A 25934-nucleotide genomic window follows, 5' to 3' on the forward strand; every position below is an offset into this window, starting at 1 on the left:
GTTGCCTAAAATGTTTCCCAGTCCGCGTCCGAACTCGCCTTCGCCGTGCCCGGCGGAGCGGCGCGCGTGGGCGTGTCGGTCGTGACGCGAGCCGCGGCTGCGGCCGGCCGGGGCTTCAATACCGGTTCGACGCGTGCGGCCGCGTCGTGCTGCGTCGGAGTCGCCGCGCTCGCCGCTTGCGGTGCAGCCCTGGCGAGCCGCGCGGGCGTCTGCGCACGCGTCGCCGGGGCGCTCTGACGCGCCGGTGTGCCGGTTACCTTCCAGCCACCCAGCACCGCCTGCAACTGCCGCGTCTGATCTTCGAGCGACGCCGCCGCGGCCGCCGCCTGTTCGACCAGCGCCGCGTTCTGCTGCGTGACCGAATCCATCTGCACGACCGCGCGGTTGACCTGCTCGATGCCGCCCGACTGCTCTTCCGACGCCGCGCTGATCTCGCCCATGATGTCGGTCACGCGACGCACCGCCTGCACGATTTCGTCCATCGTCGTGCCCGCGCGGCCGACCAGCTCGGAGCCGCTTCTGACCTTGTCGGCCGAATCGCCGATCAGCTCCTTGATTTCCTTCGCGGCGCTCGCGCTGCGCTGCGCGAGGCTGCGCACTTCGCCCGCGACGACCGCGAATCCGCGGCCCTGTTCGCCGGCGCGCGCAGCTTCGACCGCCGCGTTCAGCGCGAGGATGTTCGTCTGGAACGCGATGCCCTCGATCACGCCGATGATGTCGACGACCTTGTTCGAACTGGTCGCGATTTGCTGCATCGTCGTGACGACCTGGCTCACCACGTCGCCGCCGCGCGTCGCGATGTCCGACGCGTTGACGGCGAGCTGGCTCGCCTGGCGCGCGTTCTCGGTGTTCTGCCGCACGGTGCCGGTCAACTGATCCATGCTCGATGCGGTTTCCTGCAGCGACGCCGCTTGCTGCTCGGTGCGCTGCGACAGATCGGTGTTGCCCATCGCGATTTCGCGCGCGCCGGTGTCGATCGATTCGGTGCCGCTGCGGACCGCGCGCACCATCGTCGCGAGGCTTTCCTGCATCCGCTTGATGCCCGCGAACAGGCGGCCGATTTCATTGTTGCTGAACACCTCGACGGGGGTGGACAGGTCGCCCCCGGCGATCCGCTCGAAACAGGCGGTCGCGTCGTTCAGGGGCTGCACGATGAGCCCGCGCAGCGCGAAACGGATGCCGACCACCACCAGCAGCGCGAACACCGTGGTCACGCCGATCAGCATGATCATCAGCGACGCGCTCGACTGCGCGCTCGTTTCCTGATCGGCCACGCTCTGCCGCAACGCCTGGATCACCGCGGCGGCGGCCGCGTCGTAGGCGATGAACATCGGGCTGATCTTCGTGTCCGCGACCGCGTGATACGCGTCGAGATTGTTCGCGTTCAACGCGGCGAATTCGACGTCGACGCCGTCGTGCATCACCGTCGTATGCTTCGCGAGCACATCGTCGAGCAAGGCCTGCTCGACGCGGTGCTTCGGCGCGTCGAGATACGCCTGCCAGCTCTGCTTGCTCTTGCCGAGCAGCTCCTGCGCGCGATCGAGCGCCTTCTTCGCCTCGTCCGCGTTACCGGCGGCCGTCAGCGTGTTGAAGCGATCGATCGCGATGCGCGAACGCAACAAATACGCCGACGCATCGTCGAGCGCATGAATCGCGACCAGTTCGCCGCGTGCGATGCGATCGAGCGAGCCGCTCGCGCGATTCAGCGCGGTCAGCCCGAGCGCGCCGACTACTACGGTCAGCGCCGCCAGAAGAATCCCCACCATCGTCAGCGACGTGCGGATCGACCACCTGCTCAGCATTTTGATGCTCCTTGTGCCGGGTTCCGTTACTGCCTGCGCTCAGACGCCGAGCGTTTCGGTCAGCGACATCTCGGAGCTGGTCATCAGCTTCTCGATGTCCATCAGGATCAGCATGCGGCCGTCGACCGTGCCGAGACCGGTCAGGTATTCGGTCGTCAGCGTCGCGCCGAATTCCGGTGCCGGCATGATCTGATCGACCGCGAGCGTCAGCACGTCCGACACGCCGTCCACGACCATGCCGACCACGCGATGCGCGACGTTCAGGATGATCACGACGGTCTGATGGTCGTACTCGACGCGGCCGAGATGGAACTTGATCCGCATGTCGACGATCGGCACGATGATGCCGCGCAGGTTGATCACGCCCTTGATGAACTCGGGCGCGTTGGCGATGCGCGTCACGTTGTCGTAGCCGCGGATTTCCTGCACCTTCAGGATGTCGATGCCGTACTCTTCCGCGCCGAGCGTGAAGACGAGGAATTCCTGGCCGCCGGCGTCCGCCTGCGCGTCGCGGCGGCCATTCGTACCGCTCGCGTTTGCGACGCTCGAATTGATGGATTGGACTTCTGCCACGTTAGCCCCCAAACGGTTGGGATGAATTGAGTTGAAGTTGTGTTGCGATGTCTGTCAGTGCCGCGTTTGCTGCGTGCGTTAGGCGAGGCTCATCGCCTGCGCATGCCCATGCGCATGACGCGATTCGCGGTTCAGCGCCGCGACGTCCACGATCAGCGCGACGCTGCCGTCGCCCAGAATGGTCGCCGCGGAAATGCCGTGCACCTTGCGGTAGTTCGTTTCCAGATTCTTCACGACCACCTGCTGCTGGCCGACGAGTTCATCGATCAGCATCGCGAAGCGCCGTCCCTCGGTCTGCATGATCGTGACGATGCCCTGGGTCGGCTCCTGCTTCGCATCCGACACGTTGAACACCTCGTGCAGCGCGACGAGCGGCAGGTATTCGCCGCGCACGCGCACCACGCGCTCGCCGTTGGCGACCGTGTAAATGTCTTCGGCTCGCGGTTGCAGCGACTCCATCACGAAGTTCAGCGGCAGGATGAAGATCTCGTTGCCGACCTTCACCGACATGCCGTCGAGGATCGCGAGCGTGAGCGGCAGCACGATCCGCGTGGTGCTGCCCTTGCCCGCGTGCGACGTGATCTCGACGTGACCGCCCATCGACTGGATGTTGCGCTTCACCACGTCCATGCCGACGCCGCGGCCGGACACGTCGGTGACCTGCTCGGCGGTCGAGAAGCCCGGCAGGAAGATCAGGTTCCAGACTTCCTCGTCGCTCATCGTGTCGCTGACCTGCATGCCCTGCTTGGCCGCCTTCGCGAGAATCTTGTCGCGGCGCAGGCCCGCGCCGTCGTCGCTGACCTCGATGACGATGTTGCCGCCGTGGTGCGCCGCCGACAGCACCAGCTGACCGGTCGAATCCTTGCCCGCCGCGCGCCGCGCCTCGACGGTTTCGATGCCGTGGTCGAGACTGTTGCGCACGAGGTGCGTCAACGGGTCGATGATCCGTTCGATGAGGCTCTTGTCGAGTTCGGTCGCCTGACCGAAGGTGACGAGTTCGACCTCCTTGCCGAGTTTCGCCGCGAGATCGCGCACCAGACGCGGGAAGCGGCTGAACACGTAATCCATCGGCATCATGCGGATCGACATCACCGCTTCCTGCAGATCGCGCGCGTTGCGCTCGAGTTGCGCCATGCCGTTGAAGAGCCGGTCGTGCAGCGCCGGATCGAACGTGCTGGTGGTCTCCGCGAGCATCGCCTGCGTGATCACCAGCTCGCCGACCAGATTGATCAGCTGATCGACCTTCTCGACGCCGACGCGAATCGAGCTGCCTTCGCCGCCGGCCGCCGCGGCGGCCGGACGGGCCGCCTTGCGGTCCTGATCGGCGGACGCGGCCGAAGCCGGTTTGGCCGCCGCCTGAGCCGCCGCGGGTGCCGCTGGCGGCGGCTCGATGCTGTCCGCCTGAGCGGGTGCGCTTGCGGGCGCAGCGGTGAGGGCCGCTGGGGTCGATGATGCCGCGGGCTCCGTGTGAAGGACCGGCTGCGCCTGCGCTTGCGCCGCGGGAGCGGCGGGCGCGACCTGCGCGGATTGCGCCGGTGTCGGAGCGGCAGCGTCGGGCGTTCCAGGTTCGCCCTGCTGCGCGTCGTCCGCCGGCGCGGTGCCACGGCCGATCGTGATCTGACTTTCGTCGATCACGAAGCAGCACACGGCGATGATGTCGTCGGCAGATACGTCGCTCGAGAGCCACAGCGTCAGATCGCTGCCGCTCTTGACCTGCCCGACGATGTTGCCCAGGTTGCCCAGCTCTTCGGTGAGCAGTTCCTGGTCTTTCTCTCCCACGCCCCGTAGCGTAATTTTCAGATGTGGGCCGGCGCTGTCGGCCGTGCCCGCGGCTTGTCCGGTCTGTGCCGGTTCGCCGTCGATCCATTCGCCCGCCGCCTGCACCGCCTGTTCGACGACGTGCTCGGGCGGGGTGCCGCCTTGCTGCTGTACCGCGGTTGCTTGTGTTGTTGTTTGGGTTGCCGTCGCCTGCGCTGCTGCGGGCGCGGGGGCGCTCACGGCCGGCGCGGTTTCGGCGCTCGCCGCCGCTGCCGGCGCGCCGCCCATGCGGCTTTCCGCGTGCAGCTGCTCCAGCTTCGCGCAGATCGCGCGGGCCACCGCCGCATCGGGCTCGGCGCTCGCGCGATAGTCGGCGAGCTGGCCGGACAGCACGTCCTTGGTTTCGAGGAACGTGTCGATCATGTCCTTGCGCAGCACCAGCTCGTTGTTGCGCGCGCGATCGAGCAGCGACTCGAGAATGTGCGTGGTCTCGGTGAGCGCGGTGAAACCGAACGTCGCCGCGCCGCCCTTGATCGAATGCGCGGCGCGAAAGATCGCCGCGAGGTCTTCGGGGTCCGGGTGGGCCACGTCGAGATTGAGCAGCAATTGCTCCATCTGCGCGAGCAGTTCGTCCGCTTCGTCGAAGAACGTCTGATAGAACTGTGTGATGTCGAGTGTCATGCCTGGTTCACCGCGAGAGTGCCTGTCTTGCGTGAGTCGCCGTAGAGGCGCGTCGAGAGCTATCTGTACTGTGTCTAAAGGTGTTGATGACGCGAATCAAGCCGGGTCCGGGTCGGCCAGCGCCGCCACCAGCTCGGTCAGCATGTCCGGGTCGAGCGGCTTTTCGATCCAGCCGGTCGCGCCCGCCGCGCGCGCCGCCTCTTTGAAGGGTTCGCCCGATTCCGTCGTGAGGACGAGGATGGGCGTCGCCTGATAGGCCGGATTTCCGCGCAGCGCGGTGATCAGATCGAGACCGGTCTTGCCGGGCATGTGCTGGTCGGTCAACACGAGATCGAACGCCATCGCGAGCGCGTTTTCGAGCCCTTCGTTGCCGTCCGCCGCGAGCGTGACTTCATAGCCGGCGCCCGTCAGCGTCGCGGCGAGGATCTGCCGCATCGATGCCGAATCGTCGATTGCCAGGATGTGCCTGATCATGAAAACCTCGCTGCGCTTAACACTGGGCCGCCGGGCGGTGCGCGCCGGTCGGGCGCGGGCCGCGGCCCGGCGGCCGCGGTCTGTTACTGGGCCGGTGGCGCCGCCGCCGGCAACTTCGGTGCAGCCGTCACCGGCTGCGCAAGTCTTTGCAGCAGCGGCTTCGAGCCGGCTGCGTCGTCCGACAGGGTCGTCGTCGTGGAGTCGTCGTGATCGAGCGCCTCCTCGGACTTTCTGTTCAATACGATGATGCTGATGCGACGGTTTTCCGGATCGAGCGGGTCCGCCTTGTTCAGATTCTGCGTCGACGCGAGACCGAGCACGCGCATCACCTTCGCTTCGTCCATGCCGCCCGCGACCAGCTCGCGCCGCGACGCGTTGGCGCGGTCGGCCGACAGCTCCCAGTTGCTATAGCCCTTCTCACCGCCCGCGTACGGCACGGCGTCGGTATGGCCCTGCACGATGATGCGGTTCGGCACGTCGTTCAGCGTGTGGCCGATCTCGCGCAGGATGTCGCGCATGTACGGCTCGACGACGTCGCGTGCGGTCGCGAACATCGGCCGCTTCTGCGAGTCGACGATCTCGATGCGCAGGCCGGTCAGCGTCGAGTCGATGCGGATCTGCTGCTTGAACTGGCGCAGCACCGGGTTCGCCTCGATCGCGGCCATCAGCTTGACCTGCAGGTCGTGCAGACGCACCTGTTCCTGGCGTTCGAGCGCGCCCGTCAGCTGCTTCACGGAGTCGTCGTCGTTGTGCGACGCGGTGCGCTCGGCGCGGCTGCTGCTGCCGTCGGTCGAGCGGGTCACGCCCTGCGCGTCGGTCGAGATGTCGCGACCGCCGCCCTTCAGGATGCTCGAGTCTTCGGCGCTGCGATCGCCGCCCCACAGCGTGATCTTCAACGGCTGGTTGAAGTAGTCGGCGATACCTTTCAGCTGCACGGTGGAGGCCGAACTCAGCAGCCACATCAGCAGGAAGAACGCCATCATCGCGGTCATGAAGTCCGCGTACGCGAGCTTCCACGCGCCGCCGTGATGACCGGACTTTTTCGGCGCGCTGCGCTTGACGACGATTGCGCGGTCTTTGTCCTTGCTGCTCATCGGTTCGGTTCCCGTCGCCTGCTTATTTCGCCTTGACGCGGCGCACGTGCTCTTCGAGCTCGGCGAACGACGGGCGCTCGGTCGAGAACAGCACCTTGCGGCCGAACTCGACCGCGATCGCCGGCGCGTAGCCGTTCAGGCTCGCGAGGATCGTCACCTTGATGCACTGGAACATCTTGGTCGACTCGGTCACGCGCTGCTCGGCGACGCTGGCGAGCGGCCCGATCAGCCCGTACGAAAGCAGAATGCCGAGGAACGTGCCGACGAGCGCCTGCGCGATCATTTCACCGAGCACCGCGGGCGGCTTGTCGGCCGAGGCCATCGTGTGCACGACGCCCATCACCGCGGCGACGATACCGAACGCCGGCATCGCGTCGCCGACCTTGGTCAGCGCGTGCGCGGGCGCCTCGCCTTCCTGGTGGTGCGTCTCGATCTCCTCGTCCATCAGGCTTTCGATCTCGAACGCATTCATGTTGCCGCCGACCATCAGCCGCAGGTAGTCGGTCAGGAACTCGATGATGTGCTTGTCGGCGAGGATCTTCGGGTACTGCGTGAAGATCGGGCTCTTCGACGGATCGTCGATGTCGGCTTCGAGCGTCAGCGTGCCTTCCTTGCGCGCTTTCGCGAGCAGCACGTACAGGAGCCCCATCAGCTCCATGTAGACGTCCTTGTTGTACTTCGCGCCCTTGAACAGGGTCGGAATGACGCGCAGGGTCGCCCGGATCGTCTTCATCCCGTTACCGAGAATGAATGCGCCGACTCCGGCGCCGACGATCATCAGCACCTCGACGGGTTGCAGCAGCGCGCCGAGATGGCCGCCTTCGAGCGCGTAACCGCCGAAAACGGACAACAGCGTCACGAGTGTTCCCACGAAAATCAGCACTGCCGAGCCCTCACAAAAAAGCGACGGTTACCGTCGTTAGTCAGGTTTACGGCACCGAGGCGGAAAACTTTGGGGAAAAAGACGGCGCTCGAGTCCGGTGTAAACCAGAGGCTTGCGCTGCCTCAACGCGTGCTGCTCAGACTTCGGCGGTAACGACGGTATCGAGCGTGGGGGCGGGGCAGCGGGCCTCGTGAGCTCGCGCGTCGGTCACTTGCGGCACCTCGGCCGGCACTCCGGCGACGGCGATTTGCCGCTCGGCCCGCGTTTGCGCCGCCTTCTTCGTCTTGCCCGCGCGCGACGGCGGCTGACACAGCCCGCACACGAACCCGTGCTGCGGATCGTGCGCGTGCGCGACGAAGTGGCCGCCGCAGCGGCGGCAGGCGCTCATCTGCAGCATGCCCGAGTCGAAGAAGCGCACCAGCGTCCAGGCGCGCGTGAGACTGAGCACCGGCTCGTCGTCGTGCAACTGCACGTGCTCGAGATACAGCCGGTAGCTCTTCACGATCGATTCGATCGCGCGACAGCCGCCGTGACCGGCCATGAAACGGTAGATGTTGTAGAACAGCGACGAATGAAAGTTCGGCTGCCAGGTCATGAACCAGTCGGTCGAAAACGGCAGCATGCCCTTGGGCGGCGACACCCCTTTCAATTCCTTGTACAGCTTGACGAGCCGGTCGCGCGACAGGCTGGTTTCCGCCTCCAGCAATTGCAGACGCGCGCCCAGTTCGATCAGCTCGATCGCGAGGGTGATTTCCCGGACTTCGAGTACGACGCTCTTACTGGCCATCAGCCGATCTGCTCGACCGGCTGGCTCGCCATCAGGATCGCCGAATGAGCCTGCGCCATCGCGCTGGACTTGTCCTTGTCCGCGAGGGCGGACAGCACCGCGTGATCGTCGAAGCGGAAGCGGCACAGCATCTGGTTGGACGCCGCGAGCTTGACGGTCTGCGCCAACGACAGATTGGCGAGCACGTCGGCTAGCTGGTCCGAAATACCCATGCGGAACATGCCCATCGGCTTGTCTTCGCGCAGCAGACGCTGGGCGAGCAGCAGATAGGAAAGATTGACTTCCCTGATCTCACTGAGCATATGGCTTGTCGTGCTCATGATTTCCCCCGTTCGTATGCCCGGCTGGTCAGGCCGATTTTTTGCGGAAACGTTTGCTCGAACGCGCGCGCTGAATCCGCGCGAATCCGCTCGTCTCTGGTCTTGCAAGCATTGTGTCGAAAGGGGGCACAGCCGAAAATCGGAGAGACACCCCAGCTGGGTGACGGATTAATCCGTCATTTGTGTAGGAATTATTCCTACAACCCGGGTTGCGGCGAGACACGAATTGGGCCGAATTGATGCGCGGGGCGGGACCGACGATGCGCGCTGGGAATTTATACGGCTGCGGCGTGTACCGGATGGTGAGTTTTCAGAACTTCACCGCCGCACCGTAAAACGGTGGAAAAGAATTATAAGACGTTTTCACCCGCTGCAATCCGGCTCGGTAAGAGATCTTTCCGGGCTCATCCGACCCTCGGGTCCGCCGCTTGCTACGGTGCATTTCGCCTGTCGAGCTTGATTGAATCGGTGGAATCAGCTTCCCGATTATGGGGACCTTTTTTGCGGCTCGACCTTGCGCGGCAGCTGTAACGGTCGATGTTTCGCGCTGTAACAACATTAAGCGTTTGAAAAATAACTCGAATTACCGCGGTCGATCCCGATAATGAAGGCTAAGGGATTACCCGATAGCTATTTCGGAGCACCCTCGGGCGGGGCAAACCGCGCCCAACCGTCCGGTCAGGCAGACGTACCACGCGCCATTCAGCCGTCGTGCGAAGCCCCGGTAAGTATCAAAAATCCGCATGAGATCCGGGTCGGCGCCACAGCGCTAACTCTGATCGACACAGGAGAAAACGCATGCGAATCGCACAAGTCGCGCCGCTCTACGAAGCTGTCCCACCGAAACTCTATGGCGGCACCGAACGTGTCGTGTCGTATCTGACCGAAGCGCTGGTCGAGCTCGGCCATGACGTCACGCTGTTCGCGAGCGGCGACTCGGTCACGTCCGCCAATCTCGAGGCATGCTGGCCGCGCGCGCTGCGCCTCGATCCGACGATTCGCGATGCATTGGCGCCGCACGTGCTGATGATGGAAAAGGTCCGCAAGATCGCGCACGAGTTCGACGTGCTGCATTTTCATCTCGACTACCTGCCGTTCCCCCTGTTCACGACGATGGACACGCCGTTCGTGACCACGCTGCACGGTCGTCTCGACCTGCCGGAATTACAGCCGGTGTTCGACGCGTTCTCGCATGTGCCGGTCGTGTCGATTTCGGATTCGCAGCGTCTGCCGCTGCAGCAGGCCAACTGGCTCAACACGATCTATCACGGTCTGCCGGACCAGTTGCTGACGCCGCAGCCGCACAAGAAGCCCGAATATCTCGCGTTCCTCGGCCGCATCTGCCCGGAAAAACGCGTCGATACAGCTATCAGGATCGCCGCGCAAAGCGGTCTGCCGCTGAAGATCGCCGCCAAGGTGGACAAGGTCGACATGGAGTACTTCAAGCGCGAGATCGAGCCGCTGCTGTCGATGGCGCATGTCGAGTTCGTCGGCGAGATCAACGAGGCGCAGAAACCCGAGTTTCTGTCGGGCGCGAAGGCGCTGCTGTTCCCGATCGACTGGTCCGAGCCGTTCGGCCTCGTGATGATCGAGTCGATGGCCTGCGGCACGCCGGTTATCGCGTTCAACCGCGGCTCCGTGCCTGAGGTGATCGACCACGGCGTGACCGGCTATATCGTCGAGGACGTGCAAGGCGCGGTAGCGGCTCTGCAGCGTCTCGACGAGCTGTCGCGCATCGAAATCCGCGCCCAGTTCGAACGCCGCTTCAGTTCGAAAACGATGGCGCAGAACTATATCGACGGCTATTCCGCCTTGATTGAAACGTCGCGGCGCCCGGTATTGCGCCAGGTCGCGGTCGGCTAGGCGCGCCTGAAAACGGCCAGCGCTTTTACGGCTGGCCGTTTTCGGCCCGCATTGAAGCGGCGCTGTGAACCTTCGCTTATAACGCCGCAATAGCGGCGAGTCCGGCATCGGAATCGTTTGCGCGAGCGAAAAACGAAGTCTTTTGGCTGCCGGACGCGAAAAAGCCGCCCTGTATGGGCGGCTTTTTTAATACAGGGATGGTTGCGCTTCCACGGTGGATTTGCGAGCGGCGAATAAGCCAAACAGCAAAGAAACCTTCAGACCGCCTTCACCTCGTCTCACATCAGGTCGGGCGAGCGTCACGCCGAGCCAATCAGAAATCGCTCGCGATTCTTGCCGACGATCCATTTGGGCGGCTTGCCGCGCCCGCTCCATGTATTGCCCGACTTCGGGTCCTGATATTTCGCCGGCAGCGGCGTCTTCTTCGGCGGGCGGCCGCGCTTGGCGGCGACCGCGAAACCGAGATCCTGCGCGGTCAGACCGTATTCGGCGATCTTTTGGCGGATGTCGGCGACGACATTGTCGATTTCCGTGCGTCGCGCTTCTTCTGCCTGTGCCTGCAATTTGGCAATCTGCGCCTTGAGGTCTGCATATTGAGACATTCGGTTCTCCCTTTTTCTAGAACTCATTCGACCGCAGACTAGCTGCAATTATAAAAATTCGCAATGGCGACTAATACCGGTTTAGCGAATTTTCCTCTGATAATTATTAAAGAGTGTGAATTGTAAAACCCGCGCTTTATCTCGCAATAGTTTATAAATTCTGTGCGGTTTGACAATCTTTGACACACGATTTGGCGCTGTCTGCCTAGAATTGCGCGCTCAAGGTACGTACTCGCCCTTTTCGACGCGTGCTTCTGAAGTACCCATTCTTTTTAGGATCACCAAACATGCAGTTGTCAAAGCGCCTCGTTGCCGAATTGCTCGGCACCTTCTGGCTCGTGCTCGGAGGCTGCGGCAGCGCGGTCCTCGCCGCCAACTTCGCCGGACCGTTTCACGGATTGGGCATCGGCTTCGTCGGCGTGTCGCTGGCCTTCGGCCTGACCGTGTTGACGATGGCTTTTGCGATCGGCCACATTTCGGGCTGCCACCTGAATCCGGCAGTGAGCGTCGGACTGGCCGTCGCCGGCCGATTTCCGGTGCGCGATCTTCTGCCCTATGTCGTCGCGCAGGTGGTCGGCGCGGTGCTCGGCGCATTCGTGCTGTCGCTGATCGCGTCGGGCAAGCCTGGCTTCGACCTGGTCGCGAGCGGCTTCGCGACGAACGGTTACGGCGAGCAATCGCCGGGTCACTACTCGCTCGCCGCTGCCTTCATTTGCGAAGTGGTCATGACTGGCTTCTTCCTGTTCGTGATTCTCGGCGCGACCGACCGCCGCGCGCCGGCCGGCTTCGCGCCCATCGCGATCGGCCTGTGCCTGACGCTGATCCATCTGGTCTCGATTCCTGTCACCAACACGTCGGTCAATCCGGCGCGCTCGACGGGCCCGGCGCTATTCGTCGGCGGCGTGGCGATCGATCAGCTGTGGCTGTTCTGGGTTGCGCCGATCATCGGTGCGGTGATCGCAGGTGTCGTCTATCCGCTGATCGCCGAGGATCGCAGCAGCGAGGCGCGCAAGCTGGCGCTCGACTGACGGCCAGTTCGACGCGCCGGTCTCGCGATCGTCGCGTAGTCGGCATGAATGGGCGCCTCGGCGCCCATTATTCATGGCGCTCGCCAATGCGATATGAATGCCGCGCCGGCCGCGTGCCAGTGGGCACCGCTGCTAGAATCGGGCGACTTCCCAGCCTCGCACAGGTGCTTTCGATGAACCGTTTCCGCGGATTCCTGCATGGCGTCGCACTGTCGCTCGGCGGCCTGTGCGCGAGCACGATGGCGTTGCCGGCCGCGTCCGCGGCGACGAACACGGCGACCGTCGTTGCGACCGCGGCCCCCGTCGTTGCCGCGGCGGGCGGCAATATCGAAACCCTCGTATTCGTTCGACACGGCGAGAAACCCGCGCAGGGGTACGGCCAGCTAGACTGCCAGGGGCTCAACCGCGCGCTCGCGTTGCCGGCCGTGATCGCCGCCAAATTCGGCAAACCCGATGCGATCTACGCGCCCGACCCCGGCCAGCAAAAAGACGACGGCGGTCATCCGTACTATTACGTGCGCCCGCTCGCGACGATCGAACCGACCGCGATTCAATTCCAGATGCCGGTCCAAACACCGTACGGTTTTGCGCAGATCGACCAGCTCGGCAACGCGCTCGTCGACCCGGCCAATCGCGGCAAGCTGATCGTCGTTGCCTGGGAGCACAAGCTGATCGAGAAGCTGTTGCGGCAGATGTTGAGCACGCATGGCGGTCGCGCGGCCGACGTGCCGAAATGGCAAAGCGACGACTTCGACAGCATTTACATCGTCCGACTCGACTGGCAGAACGGCACGCCGCGCGCGAGCTTCAAACACGATCGCGAAGGGCTCGACGGGCGGGCAACCGATTGCCCTTGCGCGGCCTTGCCGGGAGTGTCGGCATCTTCGGCAGGGGCGGCCTCTTCCGCAACTTCGGCCGCTTCGGCGCCCGCGGCGGATTAATTGAGCAATACAGATGTAAGCCGTGTTTACGTGCGCCGGCGCGGCAAGCGGCGAGCGTGCGCGACCAGCCGCTTGCCGGCTTGAATTGATCCGCCGCAAAGCCCCGTGCGGCGCGGCTGCAAGCGAAGGAAGGTGTTTGCGCGCAACGTCCGCGCGAGCGTTTTTTCTAGCTTCGATCACTTCGACGATGCTTGCAGTCCGTAACATCTGGTCGCAGTCCAGCCCGCCTCGAGTGCGTACATTGGTCCTGCGCGACAAACCTACGTCGCCTCACAGGAGAGACCAACATGAAACGCATCGTCACTCACTTGCTGGTTGCTGCCGGACTCGCGGCGGGCGCATGCGGTGTCGCGCAGGCGCATACGGATCTGAGCGTCGGCCTATCGCTCGGCGCCCCGGTTTATGCAGCGCCCGCGCGCGTCTACGCGGCGCCGGAGCCGGTGTACTACGGCGGCTGGGATCATCGCTACCCGCGTGGTGACTACTACCGCGACTATCACCGCGATGATCGCGGCTGGGGTCACGACAACCGTCGCTGGGGTCATGACAATCGAGGCGAGCACCGCGGCTGGCGGGATTGACGAGCGCAAGCGGAGCGCACGCTGCGCGCTTCGGGAGCAACTGTTGCGGCCCGCATCCACGCGAGTGGATGCGGGCCGCTTTCAATCGCAGTGACAACGGTTCAAGATGCCAGTTCGTCGTTGAGCGCAAACAGTTTGCGCAGATGATGCGCAACGCCCGCCTCGAAATTGTTGCCGATGCGCGGCACATGCGGCAGACGGGTGATCAGATCGGGATTGGCGTTGTTCATCATGAATGGATGGCCGGCCGTCTCGAGCAGATCGATATCGTTCATGTTGTCGCCGAACGCGACGCAGTGCGACGCGTCGACACCGAGACGCTCGAGCACGATCTGCAGGGCGCGCCCCTTCGACACATTCGCGGTCATCACTTCGAGACAATCCGGCAATGAATACGTCACGTACAGTCGCTCGCCGAAGTCGCGTTCCAGATTGGCGGCCACCTGCGCGAGATCGGCGGGGTCGCCGATATACAGCGCCTTGGCAATGTCGACGCCATCGTGCTTCGGCAGGTCGGTCACTTCGTACGTGAAGCCGGAATCCTGGTGAAATTCCAGCAGATGGGGCGCGTCGCGGTCGATGAGCCACGCCTCGTCTGCAAACAGACTGACGATCACTCGACCATGCGCGCCGACAATTTCGGGCTGCACGAGACGCTGGACGATCGCCGGCGGCAAATCGTCGGCGTGGATCACCGTGTTGCCAGGCGCGTGAATGCGCGCGCCGTTCGACGTGATCAGATACGGATTGATGCCGAGCAGATCGCGGATGCCCGCGACGTCGCAGTAATGCCGTCCGGTGGCGATCACGAACTGCAGCCCGTCGCTTTCGAGCTTGCGCACCGTGGCGACCGTGAACGGGTCTACCTGGTGATCGGCATTGAGCAGTGTGCCGTCGAGATCCGTGGCGATGACTTTATACATGGTGAGTCCGGCGGCTGAACCGTCGAGGCAGCGGCAAAGCGGGTATTTTACAGGTCTCCCCGAGCCAGCCGCTGCGCCTCGCGCCGCGCCAGTTGCAAGCCGCCATGCGCCGAATCCGCCCGCGGCTCGCGCAGGCGCGCCTGATACGCCTGCGGCACGTACTCGCGCAACGGCGTACCGAGGCCTCCGCATAACGCGACCGGCAGCGCGCCCGTCGCGTCCAGCGCGGCGATCATCTTGCCGACTTCGACGCCGGCCTCGCCGAGCAGCCGCGCCGCGAACGGATGTGCGCGGTGTTCGATCGCGATCGGCGCGAGCCGCGCGTAGGCAGTCTGATTGGCCGTGCACAGCCACACGACGAGACTGTCGCGATCCCGCGCGCCGGTATGCGCTAGCAGCGCTTGCGTGAGATCGTCGACGGCAACGCGGCCATCCAGCGCCTGTTGCGCGTGCACGATCAGCCGGAGACCGAGCCACGCGCCGCTCGCTTCGTCGCCCGATGGAAAGCCGTAGCCGCTGGCCATGCGGAATTCGCCGTCGCTCGCGAGCGAAGCCGCGACGCTGCCGGTGCCGAGTGCGACGATCACGCCGGGCGCGCCGTCGTGCGCGCCGAGCAGGGTCGTGTAGGCGTCGGTTTCGACGGCCAGTCCGGCGAGCCGCGGTGCCTGCTGGTGAAACTCGGCGAGCCAGTCGCGATTGTTGACGCCCGCCAGTCCGCAACCGAGCACGCAACGCGACCAGTCCAGCGCGACTCCGGCTCGCTGGAACGCTTCGCCGCAGGCGGCCTGAATGGACTGCCATGCGCGCGGGATGCCGAGCCCAAGGCCCGATGGGCCGCTTGCCGCTTGCGCCAGTTCACGGCCCTGCGCGTCGCCGAGCACGACGCGCGTGCCGGTGCCGCCGCCGTCGACGCCGATCGGAAAGAAGTCGTGGTTCATCGAATCGAATCAGTTCCGTGGGTGAATAACGCTTAGCGTGGCAGGTCAGTTTGAATCGCGCAATTAGCCGATTGGCCAGCTTGCGGCGTACACCGCTTCCGCTATGCTGGCGAACGACATGACCACGCGGGGGCACGACAGTGACACAACGATGCAACTGGGTATCGAGCGAAGCGCTCGCACAGTACCACGACACCGAATGGGGTGTGCCCTCGCGCGACGACCAGCACCTGTTCGAGATGCTCGTGCTCGAAGGCGCGCAGGCCGGTTTGTCATGGTCGACGATCCTCAACAAGCGCATCGGCTACCGTCGTGCATTCGCCGACTTCGACATCGACAAGGTCGCGGCCTTCACGCCGAAGCGCGTGGATGCGCTCGTCGCCGATGAAAGCATCGTGCGACATCGCGGCAAAATCGAGGCGGCCATCCTGAACGCGCGCGCTGTGCAGCAGATTCAGGCCGAACATGGCTCGCTCGCGAACTTCGTGTGGTCATTCGTCGACGACACGCCGATTCAGAACGAATGGGCTTCGTATAAGCATGCACCTGCGTCGACGGAAGTATCGGACGCGCTAAGCAAGGCGCTCAAGCGCTACGGCTGCAAATTTGTCGGTTCGACGATCTGCTATGCATTCATGCAGGCGGTCGGCATGGTCAACGATCATGAGACGACCTGCATGTGTCGTGAGCGATGCGTGTCGCTGGGCAAGAAGGGGCGTGGTCGGAAGGCGAGGTGAGGCCACGGCGTCCGCGGGAGGCGCAAACGCGTGAATTGGCGCCCTTTCATGCTCGTAGTCGGCCCTTCGTCGGACGACGCACGGCGGATACTCGTCGCCATGCGCTCACGCGATGCGCGCTCAACAACAAATAACTACCGCCTCGGACGCGGGAGACCAACCATGAAAACACTTAGCTTCCTGACCCACCAGGACATCTACGATCAGTCCGTCACGCATCTGTTCGTATAGAAACGCGCTGCATTGCTACCGAGGGGCGGCGGCGCCTACCGCGGCTATTGCGGCGGCTGCCCGGTCGGCAACCTCCCGCTTACATGGATGTCGGCTTGGCCGCGCTGAAAAAAGCGCTGCTTCGCGCCCGCATCAACGTATACGACCCGGTGACCATCGCTTTGCTCAGTTGCCTGCAAAACGTCCACGACGTGTTCGGCACATGGGAGTGGCACGACCGGCTGGGCTCGATCGCGCGCGAGTTCAGGCTGTCGGCCGAGCGGCTGAGGAGCGCGGCGTAACGGCTGCACGCAGGGGCAAAATCCGACGCCACAAAAGCAAAACGGCGATGTGGCTTCTTTCGAAGCTCACACCGCCGTTCGGCGTATGTAAAAAGCGTGCTTAGTGCAGCTTTTTCGGCAGCATCTGGCTGCGCAGACGCTTGTGCAGGCGCTTAACAGCTGCTGCCTTCTTGCGCTTGCGAGCCGTGGTCGGCTTTTCGTACGACTGGCGTTCACGCAGTTCAGCGATCAGGCCATTCTTTTCGATTGCGCGACGAAAGCGGCGAATTGCCACTTCGAACGGCTCGTTTTCCTTCAGAAGAATCGTCGTCATGTAATTCCTAACTCAATCACTAGATACGGGTTTAATTGCATGGCGGTAACCGCTCAGGTCACCACTCACGCGCCGGCCCTCCGGTCGCTCCGATTCATGGCCAGTAACAGGCAAACGCGAGGCTGATAAACAACCCCGGCCAAACCACGAATGAAGCGAGAGGCAAAGCGGCCACGGAGGCCGGAAAAGAGAGGTGGGGAGTTCACCGCGGAACGCGGACAGACGTAATGCAAAAGCCGCGTCTGTTGCCGTTTTGCCAACCTTTCATCAACCAAGAACACTGACGAAACAGGCAAAGATCTCAATTCACTCCCGATCATATCAGGAAACGCTCCCTCCTACCAGGGGTTTACCGATTGCGCCAGGCTATTCCCTGGCGCGGATCGCCCCCGCGTTGGCGGCCGAGGTGTTCGCCTTATCAGGCGCTCGCTTCGTCCAGCTCACGAATATCGTCGGCGGCGAGGGACAGCTGGACGGCCGCGACCAGGCTCTTCAACTGCTGGACCGAGGTTGCGCTCGCAATAGGGGCCGTAACACTCGGGCGCGCGATCAGCCACGCAAGCGCGATCGCGGCCGGCGTGCTGCCGTGCCGTTGCGCGACGCGGTCGAGCGCGCCGAGAATCCGCAAGCCGCGCCCGTTCAGGTATTTTTCGACCCGGCTCCCGCGCGCCTTGCCGGCCAGATCGGCCTCGCTGCGGTATTTGCCTGACAGGAACCCGCTCGCGAGGCTGTAATACACGACCACGCCGAGATGATTCGCGAGAGCCACCGGCTCGCTGTCGCTCTCGTATTGCGCGCGGTCGTACAGGTTGTATTCGGGCTGCAGCAACTGATACCCGGGCAGCCCGTGCTCGCGCGATACCGCGAGCGCTTCCTCGACGCGCGCGCCACTATAGTTAGACGCGCCGATCACGCGCACCTTGCCCGCCTCGATCAGCTTCTGATACGCACCGAGCGTTTCGGCGAGCGGCGTCGCGGTGTCGTCGTCGTGGGAGAAATAGACGTCGATGTAATCGGTTTGCAGGCGGCGCAGCGAGTCTTCGACCGCCGCCTGGATATTTGCGGCCGATAGCCCCTTGCGCTGCGGATGCTTCGACACCTTGGTCGCAAGCACGATCCGCTCGCGCTTGCCGCTCTGATGGAACCACTTGCCGAGGATCGTCTCCGACTCGCCGCCCTGGTTGCCGGGCACCCAGGCCGAGTAGACATCGGCGGTGTCGATGAAATTGAGTCCGGCTTCAACGAACGCGTCGAGGATCGAGAAAGAGGTGGCTTCATCGGCCGTCCAGCCGAATACGTTGCCGCCGAACATGAGCGGGGCGACTTGCAACGAGGAAGTGCCGATCCTGCGTAGTTCCATGATGGCTCCAGGTATGAGTGGGCGAACGCAATGCGGGAAATGGCCGGGCAAACCCGGGACCGTTGAGCATACGCCGCCTCGCACTACGTTGCAGCCCCGGGCACGAAGGCTACGCCGCACGCCTCGCGCTTGAACGCGGTCGATGCGTGGCGCAAAAGATGGCGCAATAGTTTGCGCGCGTCTCAAGTTTATTCAGAACAACCACCGGCGCGATGATCTATAGGGTCAGGACAACTCGGCCAATACGACGACGCAAACGACCGGCACGTACACAGACGTCTCGGTAATTGTGGCCGGCTCCGTCTTGAGCGTCCCGATCTCGAGTACGCCCGAAGGACGGCGACGCGTTCAGCGTGACGCCCGCCGATAGTCTGTCGCCTGAACTATCGCTCTACCCCACGTGCCCGCAACAAAGCTTTAGTTGACCGACCAGGCGCAATGGTCACTTCAGGAACGTCGACCATGCCTGGTGTTCGCGGTAGTACTGATCCTCCGCAGCATCCAGTCCGTTGTCCTTGTACCAGGGCAGATGCCTGCACGTGTACCGTCCACCGAAACGCACCGCAGCCAGATGAGTTTCGCGGCGGAAGTACCGCTTGTTGTAGACCGCAAAGGTCGTATCGATCGGCGCGCGAAAGATCGGGTCACCGTTGGCGCTCGCCGCGATCTGCTGTTGCCAGAAGCGTGCTTCCCAGTCGATCAGCCCATAGTTCTTCACGCCGTCCGACTGCATGATGGAGAGTGCTTTCTCGTCCATCAGCGCGGGTTGCGAGATGTCGAGAGCAAAGCCGGCCTTGCCGATTTTCAAAGCTTCCGTGGCGTCTATCAGGTCGAACAGGAAAGTATCGGGCAACTCGGGATTCAGTTCGAGATCGGGATCGGTAATGCAGAAAATGTCCGGCAGCCGGTGATAGATGACGTCTGAAAGCGTGAACGCGCGCGGCCCGACATTGTGGTCGAGCCGTGCGACGCTCACCGTATCCTGGATGCTGGCGAGGTAGTCGAGCATACCGGGGGCGCTCGATGCGTTGTCCACGACGATGAGATTGCGCAATCCTCTGCCTTGGAGCTGCGACACCATCCGGCGCAGATAGGTGACGTTGTTAAAGGTCGGGATCAGAACCGGCACGTTGGCGATCAGGGCGCCGACTGGATGCCGGTATTGCCGGCTATCCGCCCTGAGCGCTGCCAGCTCGCTCGCTGGCTTAGCCCGGTTGACCGGCGCGATGCGCTCAAGATCGCTCACGTATTGTGAGACTCGGCTCAGTTCCTGGCGGATGTTCCTGTCGTTCGGCAGCAGGGTATTGGCCTTGCGCAAAGGCTCCAGTGCCTCAAAGGATTTCCCTTGCTGCCGTAGCGACGTCGCCAGCATGTGCCATGCCTTGCCGATTTCTGGCAAGAGCGTGGTGAACTGGCGGGCTACAGCTTCGGCCTCGGCAAACTGCTGCTTGTCGAGCAGGAGCGTGAGCGTATCGACGAATTCACCGGCCAGCGCGGCGCGCTGCTCGGGCGACAGGCCTGCTGGGCTGTCCCCGGCGGTGTGCGCATTGCTGACATGGGCCAGAACCTCGAAATGCTCAGGCTCCAGTCCGTCGCACCACCGCTGCCACATGGTGCGAAACGCGCGCGAGGCGGCGTTGGAGATCGCGCCGGCGTCGATCAGGACCGACTGTCTGCAGTACTCGCGCAGCTCGCCGCGCACTACCGCGAGCGCTTCGGGGTCGGCGGCCAGCGCGGCGCACTTGCGCACGAAGTCGTCCTTGTCCTGCGCAACGAAGGCTGAGTCGAGCCCGAGGTGCGAGAGCCACCCTGTGCTGCCGCGGCTCGCCATCGAAACGCCGGGCAGGGTCATGGTGGGCACGCCCATCCACAACGCTTGCATGGTCGTGGTCGAATTGCCGAAGGGCAACGTGTCGAGACAGACGTCGATCAGATTGTGCTGCTGCAGGTAAGTCGAGACATTCCCGCGCTGCAGAAAACTGATACGGCTCAAGTCGATCCCTTCGCTCGCGAACAGCCCGGTCAGCTTGTCCATCTGCTCCCGTGCCGTAATCGCGCCGATGACCATGCGCGAATCCGGTATCTCGCGCAGCACGCGTGCCCAGAGCGCCACGACTTCAGGCCCGATCTTGACGATGCGGCTGAAGCTGCCGAACGTGATGAAGCCTTTTTTCAGGGCAGGTAACTCGTTGACGTCCGGCGCTTGCGGGTGCGGCTTGAACGGCGCGAGCGCCGGCAGGAACACGAGCTTTTCCGAGAACTGGCGCTCGAATTGTTCGAGCGGCGTGACAAAACGGTCCGACAGGTAATAGTCGACGGCATCCAGGCCCGTCGTGGCCGGATTGCCGATCCAGCTCGCCTGGACCGGCGCCGGCTTGTGCGCGAAGGCCACGAGCCGGTTGCGGCCGGTATGGCCGGACAGGTCGATGAGGATATCGATGCCGTCGTCGCGGATCTTCTGCACGACTGCGTCGTCGCTCATGCCGAAGATTTCGCTCCACGTCTGCGCATGCGCACGAATCTGCTCGGTGAAGCCGTCGGTCACCGCGTAGTTCGAATAGATGTGCAGTGACAGACTCGAATCGAGCGCCAGATGCTCTAGCACCGACAGGAAGAAATACGCAACCGGGTGACCGAGCAGATCGCCGGAAACAAAACCGACTCGCAGGCGCCGCGACGGATCGCGGTCATTGGTGTGCCGGGGCCGACGCGCACGCAGCGGCGCTTCGTGGCGCGCTGCAAACTCGCGGAACTCCGCGAATGCGCTGAGCGCATCGAGGTCCGGCTTGTGCATCAGGTTGAACAGCAGGTTGCTGTGGGTTATCGCCTGCATCGGTGCCAGTTCGAGCGCACGGCGGAAGGCGGTTTCGGCTTCGTCGTACAGACCATGCTTGAGTAGCGAGAGGGCAAGCGCGTCGCACTCGAGGGCGTCGTTCGGCGCCAGTTCCACGGCACGGCGGAGATGGACGATCCCCTCGGCGTACCGGCCCATCTCCTCTAAGGCGGTACCCAGGTTGCGATGTAGCGCGGCGCTTTCGGGATATTTTTCCAGCGCCTGCCGGCAATGCGCTTCGGCTTGCTGATACTGGCGGGTGGTAATCAGCCCGTCAGTCAGCATCGTCCGGGCGGCAATCAAGTTGGGCAGCAGGCGGGCGGCGTGCTCGGCTGCCTCGACGGACTCGTTGTAGCGGCCCGTGCGTTGCAGGACACGCCCAAGTTCGTACCAGCATTCGCCATGCGACGGATATTGATGCGTCAGGCGGCGGGACACATTCAGCGCCGCTTCGAATTTCCCACTGTTGAAGAGATGCTGGAGCTGGCGCATCTCCTTGAGGCTTGCGCGGCGCGTATCGAGCTTCACGCGCTCGTCCGTATCGGATGCCGCAGGGGGGCGCGAGTCGCTCCCGCTCGCATCAGCCTGGGGAGCGGGAGCGGTCGCAGCCTCGGGCTCCGGCGTGGCCGGGAGCGGCGCTTCTTCCCCATTGATGCGCGCGTGCAGCATCTGGACGGCCGCCTCGGGCAGGCCTTGATGCCGCGCGAGGTCAAGCACGACGCGCGCCGCCTCGGTCTGCTGGCTGGCGACGAGGGCGTTGATGTAGTAGACCCAGATCTGCCCATTTTTCGGCATCTGCCCAAGCGCCGCCTCGAAATGCGGCACTGCTTCGGAGGGCCGCCCCGTTTGCATGAGCAGCACGCCGAGGTGGTAGTGCGCGTCGGGGTGATCGCTCGCGGCCTCCAGGACGGAGGCATAGCGCGCGGCCGCCTCGTCATATTCCTGCTGGCGATGATGTTCGATCGCGCTCTGCATGGTGAGCGCGATGTCGTGATTCTGCTGCAATTTGGCAGCAGGTGTGGCGGTGCAGCCCGGAGAGAGGAAGGCGGTCATGACGAAGGCGCGCGTACGCGTCAAGAACTCGGAACGTTCGAATTATGGGCGGCGGCCAATTACGCCGATCGTCCGAGCTAGCGCCAAAACGGCCGCCAATTTGCCTTCGATGAACTCTCAGGGCAAAGAAACGGAAAAGAAAAAGCCCGCGCAAGGCGGGCCAGGGTACGCGCTTGCGCCGCGAAGGACGCAATGAACCGTTGCTCCTGCTTCAGTACCGCGCCATGCTCAAATACTGCCCGGCGTTGCGGCTCGCTTGCATGCTCGCCTGATACTCGGCGCCCAGCACCTGCTGCGCGGCCTGCGCGGCCTCGACGATGCGGCTGTCTATCTCGTGGATCTCCTTGAGCCGCACGATGACCTCCTGCGGCTGGGGCGCGCCGAGCGCCGTCAGGAGGGGCGAGCGCTCGTCCGCGAGCTGCGCGGCCCGCTCCCACTCGCCAACAGCGACCGCCAGTTCGAGGTCTTTCGTTATCTGCCAGATGCGCTCGATCGGGGCGACGTTCTGCATGGCTCGCTCCTCGTCGCGCTCAGCTCTTGTTCGTGGCGAGCGCGCCTGCGCTGTTGGTGCCACCGAACAGTTGCGTGAGGTATTGCGAGTTGTTGTTCATCGTTGCCATCAGTGTGTTGAGCGCTGTGAACTGCGCGGTATACATACTGGTGAGCTGAGCCTGCCACGCTGTAAGCGTCGTCTGCTGGTTCGAGAGGCTAGTCAGGTCGGCGTTGATCGCGTCCGTACGGTTTTGAATGATGCCGCCGGACGAGGTGTAGTTTGTGATGCTGTCGTCCAGTTGCGCGGCGATGCCGTTGGTCGAATTGAACAGCGAGGCTACAACCGACTGGTTGTTCTGCAACGCATTGCTGAGCGTCGTGTCGTCCACCGACAGCGTGCCGTCCGCCTGGAGCGTAATGCCGATCGCGGCAAGCGTCGTCTGCGAGGTGCCGGTGCCCACGCCGCCGCTCACGATCTTGGCGAGCTGGTTCTGGATCGTGCTCAACGTGGAATCGCCGATTAGCACGCCCTGCGACGTCGAGTTCGCGTTGTACGCCGTCAGCGCCCCCATCGTCGTGACGAGCGTGTTGTAGAGGCTGACGAAATTGTTGATCGCCGAGGACTCCGCGCTGGTGTTCTGCGCGATCGTGAGCGTCTGCGTGGTGCCGACCGCCGCTGCCGTGAGGTTCAGCGTCACGCCGGACACGGCCGTCGTCACGGAGTTCGAGGAGCTGGTTACGCCCACGCCGCCGAGCGTGAAGTACGCATCCTGGGCGGCCTGCGTCTGGGTCCAGCCTGTGCCGGTAATGGTTGACTGGCTGGGGTTGTAGGTCTCCGGGTTGCCGTTGCTATCGAGAACCGGGTTGCCACTGCTATCCAAAACTTGAGCGGTGAGGTCGCTCGCGCTGGAGATCGCCTTGCCGTTGGTGGTCGTCACCGCGAGCTTGTTCAGGCCGTCGGTCGAGCTCGAATCGTTGATCGCGATGCTGATGCCGCTCGACGCGCCGGTCGAAGTCGATTGCAGCACGAGATGCGCGCCGTCCGCGCCGGTCACGACGGTCGCGACCACGCCGGGATTGTCGTTGGCCGAATTGATCGCCGATGCAATGCCGGCAATCGTGCTGTTCGAGCTATTCAGGGAAATCGTGCTGGTCTTGCCGTTGACCGTCAGGGCCATCGTGGCCGCGCCGGAAGCCAGGTTTTGGGTCGAGCTGTAGCCCGCCGAGGTGAGCACTTGCGACGTGGCGACCTGCGCCACATTGAGCGAGTACGAACCTGCCACCGCGCCCGTGCTGGCCGTGGCGGTAACGCCGCTGCCGCTCAAGGTGGACGAGAACGAGTTGAGCGTCGCACCGTCGCTGAGCGGCTCGGCGGCGGCCTGCAACGCGGACAGTGCCGCGGAGAGCGTGCCGTAGGCCGAGATCAGCGTGTTGTCCGCAGTCTGCTCGGCAGCGATGGTCGCGGCCTGGCCGGCAGACTTCGAGTTGACGAGCGCGGTAACGAGCGAACTTGTGTCCATCGACGAATTGGTCGAGCCGCTAATGATCGACTGGGCGGCTGCCTGCACCGTGGCGTTGGCGTCGGCTGTCGTGGTGGCGACTGCACTCGCGATCGCGCTGGTGGTGGATCCGGTTACGGTGGAGGTCGATCCGGTTACGGTGGACATGAGGAGGCTCCGTGCGTCGGCAATGCCGGTTAAAGCGATTTAACAAGCGGGGTAACGCGGGAAAAGACAATCGGGAGGCGAGCCTCCCGACGGGTTTGCGTCCGGCGCGCATCGAGCCGCGCGCCGGCTGCCTGCAGCGGGAAGCGCCTTACTGGAGGAGCTTCAGGATCTGCTGCGGCTGCGAGTTCGCTTGTGCCAGCACCGAGATACCGGCTTGTTGCAGAACCTGTGCTTTGCTCAGGTTAGCCGTTTCTTGTGCGAAGTCGGCGTCCTGGATCGACGATTGTGCGGTCGACAGGTCGGTCGACTGAGCTTGCTGCGTCGTGCCGATTGCGCTGAAGCGGTTTTGTGCCGCGCCGAGCGTTGCTTGCAGGTTGTTGACAGCGCTCAGCGCGTTGTCGATGGTCAGCATTGCTGCCGAAGCGCCGTCCTTGGTCGAGATGTCGATCTGCGAAACCGTGTTCGACTGGCTCAGCTTGTCGATGGTCGTGCCCACTGCGGCTGTAACCTTGTCCGCAGCCACGACATTCGCGTCAGCCGTGACGCCAGCGTCCGTGATCGCTTCGATGTCGGTCACCATCTGCGCACCGGTTTCGCCAGTCAGCGTGGTATTGCCGTTGGCGTCCGTAGCAGGAGCAGTAGCTGCGCTCTGGAAGATGGTGGTAGCAGCAGCGACATTCAAGGCCTGACCGTTCTGGTCCGTGAGCGTGAAGCCGCCCTTACCGTCGGCAATCACGTTGATCTGCGTGATAGTAGCGTTGGCGTTGGCAGCAACCGCGAGCGTATCCGAAGCATCGCCCGCTGCAGCCGGGATCGTGCCCGCCGTAGTTGCCGTGTAGTAGGAAATCGTGGATGCGTCGGTGATAGCGTTACCGTTTTGATCCGTGTACGAAACCGCGTTCTTGGTGGTATCCCACGAAGCCGTGATCGACGTGATGCCCGGAGCCGCCGCAGCAGCGCCCGCGTTATCCAGCGAGACCGAGAACGAGCCGAGCGTGTTGCCCGCTGCCGGAACGCCGCCGCCAATCGAAGCGGCGGACATCGACTGCGAGAGATTCAGCGAGATCGACTGACCGACGTTTGCGCCGACCTGGAACGACACGTTGCCCAACGAGCCGTCGAGGACGTTCATGCCGTTGTACGTCGTTTGCGACGCGATACGGTTGATTTCCGAGACTTGCTGGTTCACTTCCTGTTGAAGTGCAGCACGGTCGTTGTCGGTCATCGAACCGTTAGCTGCTTGCGTAGCAAGCTGGCGGATACGCTGAAGCGACGAAGTCAGCGACGACAGACCCGACGATGCCGTTTGCACCATCGACGTACCATCGTTCGAGTTCGACACACCCTGGTTCAGACCGTTGATCTGGGTCTGCATGATGTTCGAGATCGCAAGACCTGCTGCGTCGTCTGCTGCGCTGTTGATGCGCTTGCCCGACGACAGGCGCGTGATCGCTTGCGACAGTGCGCTACCCGAGCCGGTCAGGTTTTGTTGCGCGACGAGCGAGTTGGTGTTGGTGTTGATTCCGAGCATTGAGATTCTCCTAATGGGGCTATCGGCCCAGTAACGGCAGCGGTTCGTTGGCCTGCCGCCTTGTTTGTGATTACGACCCCGCCTGGAAAAACTTTAGCTGCCTTGTTGATGCGACCCTCTGGGCTGACGCCCTTGCCTCGCCCGCGTGCAGTGGGGAGGCGCTTTTCAAGATGGGGGACGGCAGGCTT

The 25934-nt window shown here is 63.6% G+C and carries 22 protein-coding genes and 1 pseudogene; 6 read left to right on the top strand and 17 right to left on the bottom strand.

What is annotated here, in order from left to right; genetic code table 11:
* Positions 1 to 5: 5 nt before the first annotated feature.
* The 8 genes from F6X37_RS30470 to flhD form a co-directional block, all read right to left on the bottom strand.
* Complete coding sequence (locus F6X37_RS30470) at positions 6 to 1802, bottom strand: methyl-accepting chemotaxis protein (protein WP_187613882.1); 1797 nt, start codon at positions 1800 to 1802, stop codon at positions 6 to 8.
* Positions 1803 to 1841: 39 nt separating this feature from the next.
* Positions 1842 to 2375: a chemotaxis protein CheW gene (locus F6X37_RS30475; RefSeq protein WP_090802480.1), complete on the bottom strand. Its 534-nt coding sequence runs from the start codon at positions 2373 to 2375 to the stop codon at positions 1842 to 1844.
* 78 nt (positions 2376 to 2453) lie between these two features.
* Positions 2454 to 4814 (bottom strand): chemotaxis protein CheA, encoded by a 2361-nt coding sequence (gene cheA, locus F6X37_RS30480; RefSeq protein ID WP_187613883.1) that lies wholly within the window; start codon positions 4812 to 4814, stop codon positions 2454 to 2456.
* Positions 4815 to 4910: 96 nt separating this feature from the next.
* Positions 4911 to 5288, bottom strand: a complete 378-nt coding sequence (locus tag F6X37_RS30485) for a response regulator (RefSeq protein WP_027199211.1) — start codon at positions 5286 to 5288, stop codon at positions 4911 to 4913.
* Positions 5289 to 5371: 83 nt separating this feature from the next.
* A complete protein-coding gene (gene motB, locus F6X37_RS30490; protein ID WP_090802477.1) occupies positions 5372 to 6382 on the bottom strand; it encodes a flagellar motor protein MotB in 1011 nt (336 codons plus the stop codon).
* 22 nt (positions 6383 to 6404) lie between these two features.
* Positions 6405 to 7265: a flagellar motor stator protein MotA gene (gene motA / locus F6X37_RS30495; protein ID WP_090802475.1), complete on the bottom strand. Its 861-nt coding sequence runs from the start codon at positions 7263 to 7265 to the stop codon at positions 6405 to 6407.
* 136 nt (positions 7266 to 7401) lie between these two features.
* A complete protein-coding gene (flhC, locus tag F6X37_RS30500) occupies positions 7402 to 8052 on the bottom strand; it encodes a flagellar transcriptional regulator FlhC (RefSeq protein ID WP_187613884.1) in 651 nt (216 codons plus the stop codon).
* A complete protein-coding gene (gene flhD / locus F6X37_RS30505; RefSeq protein WP_090802472.1) occupies positions 8052 to 8372 on the bottom strand; it encodes a flagellar transcriptional regulator FlhD in 321 nt (106 codons plus the stop codon). Before flhD ends, flhC begins: the two co-directional genes overlap by 1 nt.
* A gap of 798 nt (positions 8373 to 9170) precedes the next feature.
* On the opposite strand from flhD, the gene F6X37_RS30510 reads away from it, so the two are divergent.
* Positions 9171 to 10235 carry a glycosyltransferase family 4 protein gene (locus tag F6X37_RS30510; protein ID WP_090802471.1) on the top strand — a complete coding sequence of 355 codons (1065 nt, stop codon included), beginning with the start codon at positions 9171 to 9173 and terminating at the stop codon, positions 10233 to 10235.
* A 299-nt stretch (positions 10236 to 10534) separates the two neighbouring features.
* Here the strand turns inward: F6X37_RS30510 and F6X37_RS30515 are convergent, their stop codons facing one another.
* On the bottom strand, positions 10535 to 10837 hold the full coding sequence (locus F6X37_RS30515; protein ID WP_013090908.1) for an H-NS family nucleoid-associated regulatory protein: 303 nt from the start codon (positions 10835 to 10837) through the stop codon (positions 10535 to 10537).
* Between the two features lie 287 nt (positions 10838 to 11124).
* Here F6X37_RS30515 and aqpZ point away from each other — a divergent pair, with 287 nt between their 5' ends.
* From aqpZ to F6X37_RS30530, 3 genes are all read left to right on the top strand, one after another.
* Positions 11125 to 11865: an aquaporin Z gene (gene aqpZ, locus F6X37_RS30520; RefSeq protein ID WP_187613885.1), complete on the top strand. Its 741-nt coding sequence runs from the start codon at positions 11125 to 11127 to the stop codon at positions 11863 to 11865.
* A gap of 173 nt (positions 11866 to 12038) precedes the next feature.
* Entirely contained in the window at positions 12039 to 12806 is a 768-nt protein-coding gene (locus tag F6X37_RS30525; RefSeq protein ID WP_184035016.1) for a histidine phosphatase family protein, read from the top strand.
* 287 nt (positions 12807 to 13093) lie between these two features.
* A complete protein-coding gene (locus F6X37_RS30530) occupies positions 13094 to 13387 on the top strand; it encodes a PXPV repeat protein (protein ID WP_018418797.1) in 294 nt (97 codons plus the stop codon).
* Between the two features lie 101 nt (positions 13388 to 13488).
* On the opposite strand, the gene F6X37_RS30535 is transcribed toward F6X37_RS30530, so the two are convergent.
* Both F6X37_RS30535 and F6X37_RS30540 read right to left on the bottom strand, forming a co-directional pair.
* Positions 13489 to 14310, bottom strand: coding sequence for a Cof-type HAD-IIB family hydrolase (locus tag F6X37_RS30535; protein WP_090802464.1), 822 nt, complete (start codon positions 14308 to 14310; stop codon positions 13489 to 13491).
* A 47-nt stretch (positions 14311 to 14357) separates the two neighbouring features.
* Positions 14358 to 15248 (bottom strand): BadF/BadG/BcrA/BcrD ATPase family protein, encoded by an 891-nt coding sequence (locus F6X37_RS30540; protein ID WP_187613886.1) that lies wholly within the window; start codon positions 15246 to 15248, stop codon positions 14358 to 14360.
* A gap of 140 nt (positions 15249 to 15388) precedes the next feature.
* Between F6X37_RS30540 and F6X37_RS30545 the strand changes: the two genes are divergently transcribed.
* On the top strand, positions 15389 to 15985 hold the full coding sequence (locus tag F6X37_RS30545; protein WP_187613887.1) for a DNA-3-methyladenine glycosylase I: 597 nt from the start codon (positions 15389 to 15391) through the stop codon (positions 15983 to 15985).
* Between the two features lie 162 nt (positions 15986 to 16147).
* Positions 16148 to 16497: pseudogene (locus F6X37_RS30550) on the top strand (hypothetical protein).
* A 100-nt stretch (positions 16498 to 16597) separates the two neighbouring features.
* Here F6X37_RS30550 and rpsU read toward each other — a convergent pair.
* The 6 genes from rpsU to F6X37_RS30580 form a co-directional block, all read right to left on the bottom strand.
* Positions 16598 to 16810 carry a 30S ribosomal protein S21 gene (gene rpsU / locus F6X37_RS30555; RefSeq protein WP_006050883.1) on the bottom strand — a complete coding sequence of 71 codons (213 nt, stop codon included), beginning with the start codon at positions 16808 to 16810 and terminating at the stop codon, positions 16598 to 16600.
* A gap of 418 nt (positions 16811 to 17228) precedes the next feature.
* The gene (locus tag F6X37_RS30560; protein ID WP_187613888.1) at positions 17229 to 18170 is read right to left on the bottom strand and encodes an aldo/keto reductase; all 942 of its coding nucleotides are present in this window, start codon (positions 18168 to 18170) and stop codon (positions 17229 to 17231) included.
* Positions 18171 to 18612: 442 nt separating this feature from the next.
* Entirely contained in the window at positions 18613 to 22056 is a 3444-nt protein-coding gene (locus tag F6X37_RS30565) for a tetratricopeptide repeat protein (RefSeq protein ID WP_187613889.1), read from the bottom strand.
* A 211-nt stretch (positions 22057 to 22267) separates the two neighbouring features.
* The gene (locus tag F6X37_RS30570) at positions 22268 to 22567 is read right to left on the bottom strand and encodes a flagellar protein FliT (protein WP_184051749.1); all 300 of its coding nucleotides are present in this window, start codon (positions 22565 to 22567) and stop codon (positions 22268 to 22270) included.
* A 19-nt stretch (positions 22568 to 22586) separates the two neighbouring features.
* Positions 22587 to 24215: a flagellar filament capping protein FliD gene (fliD, locus tag F6X37_RS30575; protein WP_187613890.1), complete on the bottom strand. Its 1629-nt coding sequence runs from the start codon at positions 24213 to 24215 to the stop codon at positions 22587 to 22589.
* A 148-nt stretch (positions 24216 to 24363) separates the two neighbouring features.
* On the bottom strand, positions 24364 to 25746 hold the full coding sequence (locus tag F6X37_RS30580) for a flagellin (protein WP_187613891.1): 1383 nt from the start codon (positions 25744 to 25746) through the stop codon (positions 24364 to 24366).
* Positions 25747 to 25934 lie beyond the last annotated feature (188 nt).

It is taken from the genome of Paraburkholderia sp. 31.1, assembly GCF_014397645.1.
GTDB lineage: Bacteria > Pseudomonadota > Gammaproteobacteria > Burkholderiales > Burkholderiaceae > Paraburkholderia > Paraburkholderia tuberum.